Origin of the sequence: Pacificibacter marinus, from assembly GCF_018860665.1 — a bacterium.
Classification (GTDB): domain Bacteria; phylum Pseudomonadota; class Alphaproteobacteria; order Rhodobacterales; family Rhodobacteraceae; genus Celeribacter; species Celeribacter marinus_A.
In genome coordinates, this window is the sequence record NZ_JAHKPK010000018.1 from 265,634 (window position 1) to 271,858 (window position 6,225).

Sequence of the window (6,225 nt, forward strand, 5' to 3'; positions counted from 1 at the left end):
CCTATGCTCAGAAACCTGACTAGTCTTTATAGACGCTTCATAGCGTTTTGGAGGACGACACCCATGAATCTCAAAGAGCTTTCGGCACTCTTAAATCTGTCTCAAACCACGGTCAGCCGTGCGTTGAACGGCTATCCAGAGGTGTCAGAAGCCACACGAGAACGCGTTGGCAAGGCCGCAAGAGAACATAACTATATTCCAAACACCCGTGCCCAAGGCCTGGCGACGGGGCGCACCCATGCTGTCGGCCACGTCATACCGTTATCGACGAAACATGAGGTGGTGAACCCCGTTTTTACCGATTTTATTGCGGGCGCTTCAGAAATCTACGCGCAAGAAAACTACGATATGCATCTCACCGTAGTGCCCGACACCAACGAAGAAGCCGCCTATCGTAAAATCGCGTCCAAAGGGTCTGTTGATGGCGTCATCGTACACGGCCCCGTAGAAAATGATCCTAGAATCAATCTATTACAAAGCATTGGCATGCCCTTTGTCGTGCATGGACGATCCAATACCGAGGTCGATCAAGACTATGCTTGGGTCGATATGAACAACAAACGTGCTTTTGAGCGTGCCACGAAGTTTCTGATCGATCTGGGACATCGCCGCATCGGATTGCTAAACGGACTTGAAAGCATGGATTTTGCGATCCGCCGCCGCGCAGGTTATCAATCGGCACTCGACGCAGCTGGAATCGCCACAGATCCAAGCCTGTGTCGGTCCGAGGAAATGACCGAAGACTATGGCTACGAATCCACGATGGCCTTTTGCGCGCGTGATACGCCACCAACGGCGATCTTGGCGTCTTCGATTATCGTCGGAATCGGTGTGCGCCGTGCGTGCAGCGAATTGAATCTGACGCTTGGCAAAGACTTGTCTTTGATCATTCATGATGACGGCCTTTCTTATTTCCGCAATGGAGCTGCGGCATCGCAATACACCGCGACGCGGTCTTCGGTGCGTCAGGCAGGCTTAACCTGTGCCGAGCTGCTGATGGAGCAAATCGCCAACCCTGACGTGCCCAAACGCCATGTTTTAATGGAAGCAGAGCTGATTATCGGCAGCACCACAGGCCCTGCCCCAAGGTCCTAATGCCGCTCGAAATAGCACGATCGCCTGCATAGCATTCGCTTAAACTTACGAAAAATCACGCAGCAAGGCTTGAAATTGCCTTGCTCAAATTTCCATTTTGTGAAATCCAAAGCGCTATGGAAGCCATTTTGGCCCCAACAACGCCTTTAATGACGACATCCAAATCTAACCCTCTCGTAAACCTCATTCGCCTGTGCTATTGCGACATCGCTTAACATGTTAGCGCCAACATATCGCAATACGCCCGCTTCTTTGGAGCCCCGCATGACACTGACACGCAAAGACTTTCCAAAAGACTTTATCTTCGGCGCAGCCACCGCAGCCTATCAAATTGAAGGCAGTCAATTCGGCGGCGCGGGTCCGTCGCATTGGGACACATTTTCAGCAACACCAGGCAATGTGGTCGGAGCGGAATCAGGTGCAATCGCCTGCGATCACTACCACCGCTACGAGCAAGATTTCGATCTTTTGAAGGCTGGAAATTTCGATGCTTATCGGTTCTCAACCTCTTGGTCTCGCGTTCTGCCTGAGGGTCGCGGACAGGTCAATCAACAGGGTTTGGACTATTATGACCGCCTGACAGACGCTTTGCTGGAACGGGGCATAAAGCCGTTTCAGACGTTGTATCATTGGGAAATGCCTGCAGCCTTGTCCGATTTGGGTGGCTGGACCAATCCTGACGTACACAATTGGTTTGGCGATTTTGTCGATATTATCGATGATCGCATCGGTGACCGTATGGAAGCCATCGCCACCATCAATGAACCGTGGTGTGCCTCTTTCCTATCGCATTTTCACGGCATTCACGCGCCGGGCCTTCGTGATATCCGCGCAGCAGCCCGTTCGATGCATTATGTTCTAAAAGCCCACGGTGAGGCGATGACCCGACTGCGCGCCAAAGGTCGTAAAAACCTTGGGATCGCGCTAAATTTTGAATATGCACATCCCGCAACGGAAGCGAAAGAGGATCTTAGAGCCGCCGCAACAGAGGATGCCGTTTACAATAAGTGGTTCATCGAGGCGATGACACAGGGCACCTACCCCGCCGAGGCGCTTGAGGGGCTTGAGGCGCATTTGCCCAAAGGCTGGCAAGACGATCTTAAGACGCATATTCATCAGCCGCTCGATTGGCTGGGCGTCAATTATTACACGCGCAAAATTCATGCCCATGATCCGAATGCCACAGCATGGCCTTACACCAAACCCGTCGATGGCCACCGCGCCACGACGCAAATGGGATGGGAGGTCTACCCAGAAGGCTTGCATCATTTCCTAACGCGGATGAAAAACGACTACATCGGCGATCTGCCGATACTTGTGACCGAAAATGGCATGGCATGGGATGACCATCTCAAAGATGATGCTGCCACCGACCCAGAACGTATCGCCTTTATCCAAAGTCATTTGGCCGCGATGAAACAAGCCATTGATGAAGGTGTGAACCTTCAAGGGTTTATGTATTGGTCATTACTAGACAATTATGAATGGGCCGAAGGGTATGACAAACGCTTTGGAATCGTTCACGTCGATTTCGATACATTGAAGCGTACCCCGAAAGCGTCCTATCATATGCTAAAAGAAGCCCTCAAACGAGACTGAACCATGACCAAACATCCACCTAACACCCTATCTCTTGTCGCAGATATCGGCGGGACGAACACACGCGTTGCTTTGGCCAATGGGACAACGTTATTGCCCGAAACCGTGCGCCGCTATCGCAATACGGGTTATCCGGGGTTGGAAACGGTTCTGCGCCAATACATTTCCGACGAAGGTGATGTGGATTGTAAAGGCGCCTGTGTGGCCGTGGCAGGCCCCGTGCGCGACGGCGTGGGCACCATGACCAACCTGGATTGGACCATCGACAAAGACACGCTGTCGCGCGCCACCAAAGCCGAAACAGTATCCATTTTGAATGACTTGCAAGCTCAAGGCCATGCTTTGGGGTATATCTCGGATGAGAATATCACCTGCGTAACTGAGGCGCAGACGCCAGAGGCCCCTTCACCAAATGCGGTGCGTTTGGTAATCGGCGTTGGCACAGGCTTCAATGCGGCTCCGGTTTTCGAAACCTATGCAGGCCGTTTTGTCGCCCCTTCCGAATGCGGGCACGCCAACCTGCCGATCCGCAATGCAGAAGAACTGGCCCTGTGTCAGTTTGTTGAGAATGCCCATGGGTTTCCTGCTGTCGAAGATGTCTTGTCTGGCCGCGGCTTGGAACGGGTCTATCTGTTTTTGGGGACCCAAGCGGGCGAGCCTCGCGAAAAATCTGCGGCAGATATCATGCAGTCACTGGAAAACGGTGATGATCCACGCGCAGAAGACACCGTAAAAGTTTTCGTCAAAATTTTGGGTACAGTTGCTGGCAATCTATCTTTGATCCAATTGCCCTTTGGCGGCGTCTTTTTGGTCGGTGGAGTGGCGCGCGCCATGACCCCCTATCTCGACCGTTTTGGATTCGCCCAAGCATTCAGAGACAAAGGACGCTTCGCAGGTTTCATGCAAAACTTCGCAGTTTCTGTGATCGAAGACGACTATGCAGCGCTCACAGGCTGTGCGTCACACCTAAACAGCCTCACAGCGTAACATACTGACGGAAATTATATTTTTAGAACTCCGAAGCGACCACTTCGGAGTTTTTTTATGCCGAAATGTTTTTTAGATCGGTGTAACCTGGTCTTAACCGACTGCCCTTAAACATGATCCAACGTTTGGTTCTGTAAGGGAATTTTAGATGACTCATAATCGCCTATTCTTGGGAGGACGTGAATGACTGTTCATGTCCAGCTCCACGACAGATTAGATTACCAGTCCGTGCCACCACTTTTAAGCGAACTCAAAGCCATCGAAGATGATGAAATCGTCATTGATGCCGGACAGGTCCGCCATTTGGGGGCTTTGTCACTGCAAGTCCTGCTATCAACCATAAAATCACGCCATGAAGCAGGCAAATCCACCCAATTTACGAATGCATCTGATAGCTGCGTCGATATGCTTGGCCTCTTTGGATTTACCCCTGAAAACCTAACAGAACCGGAGACATGGACATGAGCCTTGAAGTCCTAGCTGTAGATGACAGCCGAACAATGCGCGATATGCTCAATCTTGCCCTTTCTTCTGCTGGGTTTACGACCCATTTGGCAGAAGATGGCGTGCATGGCCTCGAAGTTCTCGAAGGCATTGAACCTGACGTCATCATCACCGACATCAACATGCCCCGCATGGATGGTTTCGATTTCATGAATTCGGTCCGATCCGAAGAAAGATGGAGCCGTATTCCAATCCTTGTCCTAACGACCGAAAGCGCCGATGAGCTCAAAACAAAGGCACGCGCGGCAGGTGCAACCGGCTGGATCGTCAAACCATTTGATCCCGCAAAACTCGTCAAAGCCCTTCAAATGGTAGCTGGTTAAGAGGTTCTCGCTTATGTCCGATCCTATGGCAGAAATTCGCGCCTCGTTCTTTATTGAATGTGAAGAACTCCTGGAAAGCCTTCAGGACGGTCTCATATCAATGGAAAACGGCGACACAAACTCTGAAACGATCAACGTCGTGTTCAGGGCCGTGCACTCAATTAAGGGGGGAGCCGGCGCCTTCGGGTTGGATGACCTCGTCAAATTTGCACATCGATTTGAAACGGCTATGGACGAAGTCCGTGCAGGACGCTTCACACCCGATTCAGATGCCATTCGACTGTTCTTCTCTTGCGCAGACTTGCTTGGTGATTTGGTACGTGCTGCACGAGATGACATCAGCATTCCGCAAGACAAAACGGCTCCAATTCTCAACGAGCTCGACAGATTGGTAGGCTGCGAAGAGGAAGTAGAAGAAGATCTCGACTTCACACCTGCAGTCCTTTCTTTGGATATGGGCGACATACAAGGCCTACCCGACATCCCTGACCTGCCTCCATTGAGCAACCTCTCAAGCCTTGATTCCGATGGTGAAGTGACAGCCCCTCTGCCCGCTGCGCCCAAAGGATTCAGCATTGACTTCAAACCTGACACCACCCTTTACGCATCAGGAAATGAACCTCTCTATCTTTTACGTGCTTTGCGCGACCTTGGTGATCTCGAGGTAACCTGCAATACGCAACGCATCCCGCCCCTAGATGCACTTGACCCTGATGACGGGTATTTGTCTTGGCATCTAAAGGTTCTCACTGAGGAACCTGTCGAAGTTGTGCGAGAGGTCTTTGAATTTGTCGACGGCCTCTGTACGCTTGACATAACGCCTCTGAACGCCTCAACATCTGATCCCATTTTTTCTGACAGTACGGATCAAGCGTCCCTTCAACCAACCTTGGTCGATGAACATGAGGCACATCTCGCATCTCCAAAAATAGAGGTGCCCGTGGAAAACGCTTCGCGCGAAACGGTGCAGCCTGAGACGCTAGAAAAAGATGGCATTGCCCCACCTAAAACTCCAGAAATTGTACAGGAAACACAAAAAAAACAACCCGCCGCGCCAGCCAAAACCTCGTCAGTTCCAACCCAACCTCGTGCAACCGTCCGCGTAGATTTAGAGCGAGTTGACCGTCTCGTAAATTTGGTTGGGGAATTGGTGATCAACCAAGCAATGCTCAGTCAATCTGTCGCTGAAGCTGGCCTGCCGCCAAACTCACCCGTCTCAACGGGCTTAGAAGAATTTCTTCAACTGACTCGTGACATCCAAGAGTCGGTTATGATGATCAGAGCTCAACCGATCAAATCTCTGTTCCAACGTATGGGCCGCATTGTTCGAGAATCTTCAGCCTCCGTTGGCAAGCAAGTGCGCCTCCATACACTTGGTGAAAACACCGAAGTTGACAAAACAGTCATAGAGCGCCTGGCAGACCCGCTAACGCATATGATCCGAAATGCCGTTGATCATGGACTTGAATCTCCGGAAAAACGCGAAGCAGCAGGAAAAACGCGCGAAGGCAGCGTCACAATGACCGCGCAACATCGCTCCGGCCGTATTTTAATCGAAATCTCAGATGACGGTGCTGGAATGGTAATCCCCCCATTTTTAATGGGGTCCAGCCATAGAATTCATGCGGCTGTTTTCAATTTCATTGCGGGAGTTATGCCGCCGATGCCCATGTTGGGCCGCTCGTTGTTGTAAGTCCAGAGCCATTCAGTCCCCAGG

5 protein-coding genes and 1 pseudogene are annotated in these 6,225 nt (G+C 51.3%); all 6 read left to right on the forward strand.

Annotated features, from left to right (window positions below; genetic code table 11):
- Positions 1–63: 63 nt before the first annotated feature.
- A complete protein-coding gene (locus KO497_RS05800) occupies positions 64–1,095 on the forward strand; it encodes a substrate-binding domain-containing protein (RefSeq protein ID WP_215943018.1) in 1,032 nt (343 codons plus the stop codon).
- 264 nt (positions 1,096–1,359) lie between these two features.
- Positions 1,360–2,694, forward strand: coding sequence for a GH1 family beta-glucosidase (locus KO497_RS05805; protein WP_215943019.1), 1,335 nt, complete (start codon positions 1,360–1,362; stop codon positions 2,692–2,694).
- A 3-nt stretch (positions 2,695–2,697) separates the two neighbouring features.
- Positions 2,698–3,681 carry a glucokinase gene (locus tag KO497_RS05810; RefSeq protein WP_215943020.1) on the forward strand — a complete coding sequence of 328 codons (984 nt, stop codon included), beginning with the start codon at positions 2,698–2,700 and terminating at the stop codon, positions 3,679–3,681.
- Positions 3,682–3,864: 183 nt separating this feature from the next.
- Positions 3,865–4,146, forward strand: a complete 282-nt coding sequence (locus KO497_RS05815) for an STAS domain-containing protein (RefSeq protein ID WP_215943021.1) — start codon at positions 3,865–3,867, stop codon at positions 4,144–4,146.
- Complete coding sequence (locus KO497_RS05820; protein ID WP_215943022.1) at positions 4,143–4,508, forward strand: response regulator; 366 nt, start codon at positions 4,143–4,145, stop codon at positions 4,506–4,508. The genes KO497_RS05815 and KO497_RS05820 overlap by 4 nt, the downstream gene beginning before the upstream one ends.
- A gap of 25 nt (positions 4,509–4,533) precedes the next feature.
- Positions 4,534–5,775, forward strand: a pseudogene (locus KO497_RS05825) (Hpt domain-containing protein); the annotation flags it as partial.
- Positions 5,776–6,225 lie beyond the last annotated feature (450 nt).

What these genes read in the sequence shown, in the direction of transcription:
- KO497_RS05800 (WP_215943018.1), top strand. Translation starts at nt 64, where the DNA reads ATGAATCTCAAAGAGCTTTCGGCACTCTTAAATCTGTCTCAAACCACG.
- KO497_RS05805 (WP_215943019.1), top strand. Translation starts at nt 1,360, where the DNA reads ATGACACTGACACGCAAAGACTTTCCAAAAGACTTTATCTTCGGCGCA.
- KO497_RS05810 (WP_215943020.1), top strand. Translation starts at nt 2,698, where the DNA reads ATGACCAAACATCCACCTAACACCCTATCTCTTGTCGCAGATATCGGC.
- KO497_RS05815 (WP_215943021.1), top strand. Translation starts at nt 3,865, where the DNA reads ATGACTGTTCATGTCCAGCTCCACGACAGATTAGATTACCAGTCCGTG.
- KO497_RS05820 (WP_215943022.1), top strand. Translation starts at nt 4,143, where the DNA reads ATGAGCCTTGAAGTCCTAGCTGTAGATGACAGCCGAACAATGCGCGAT.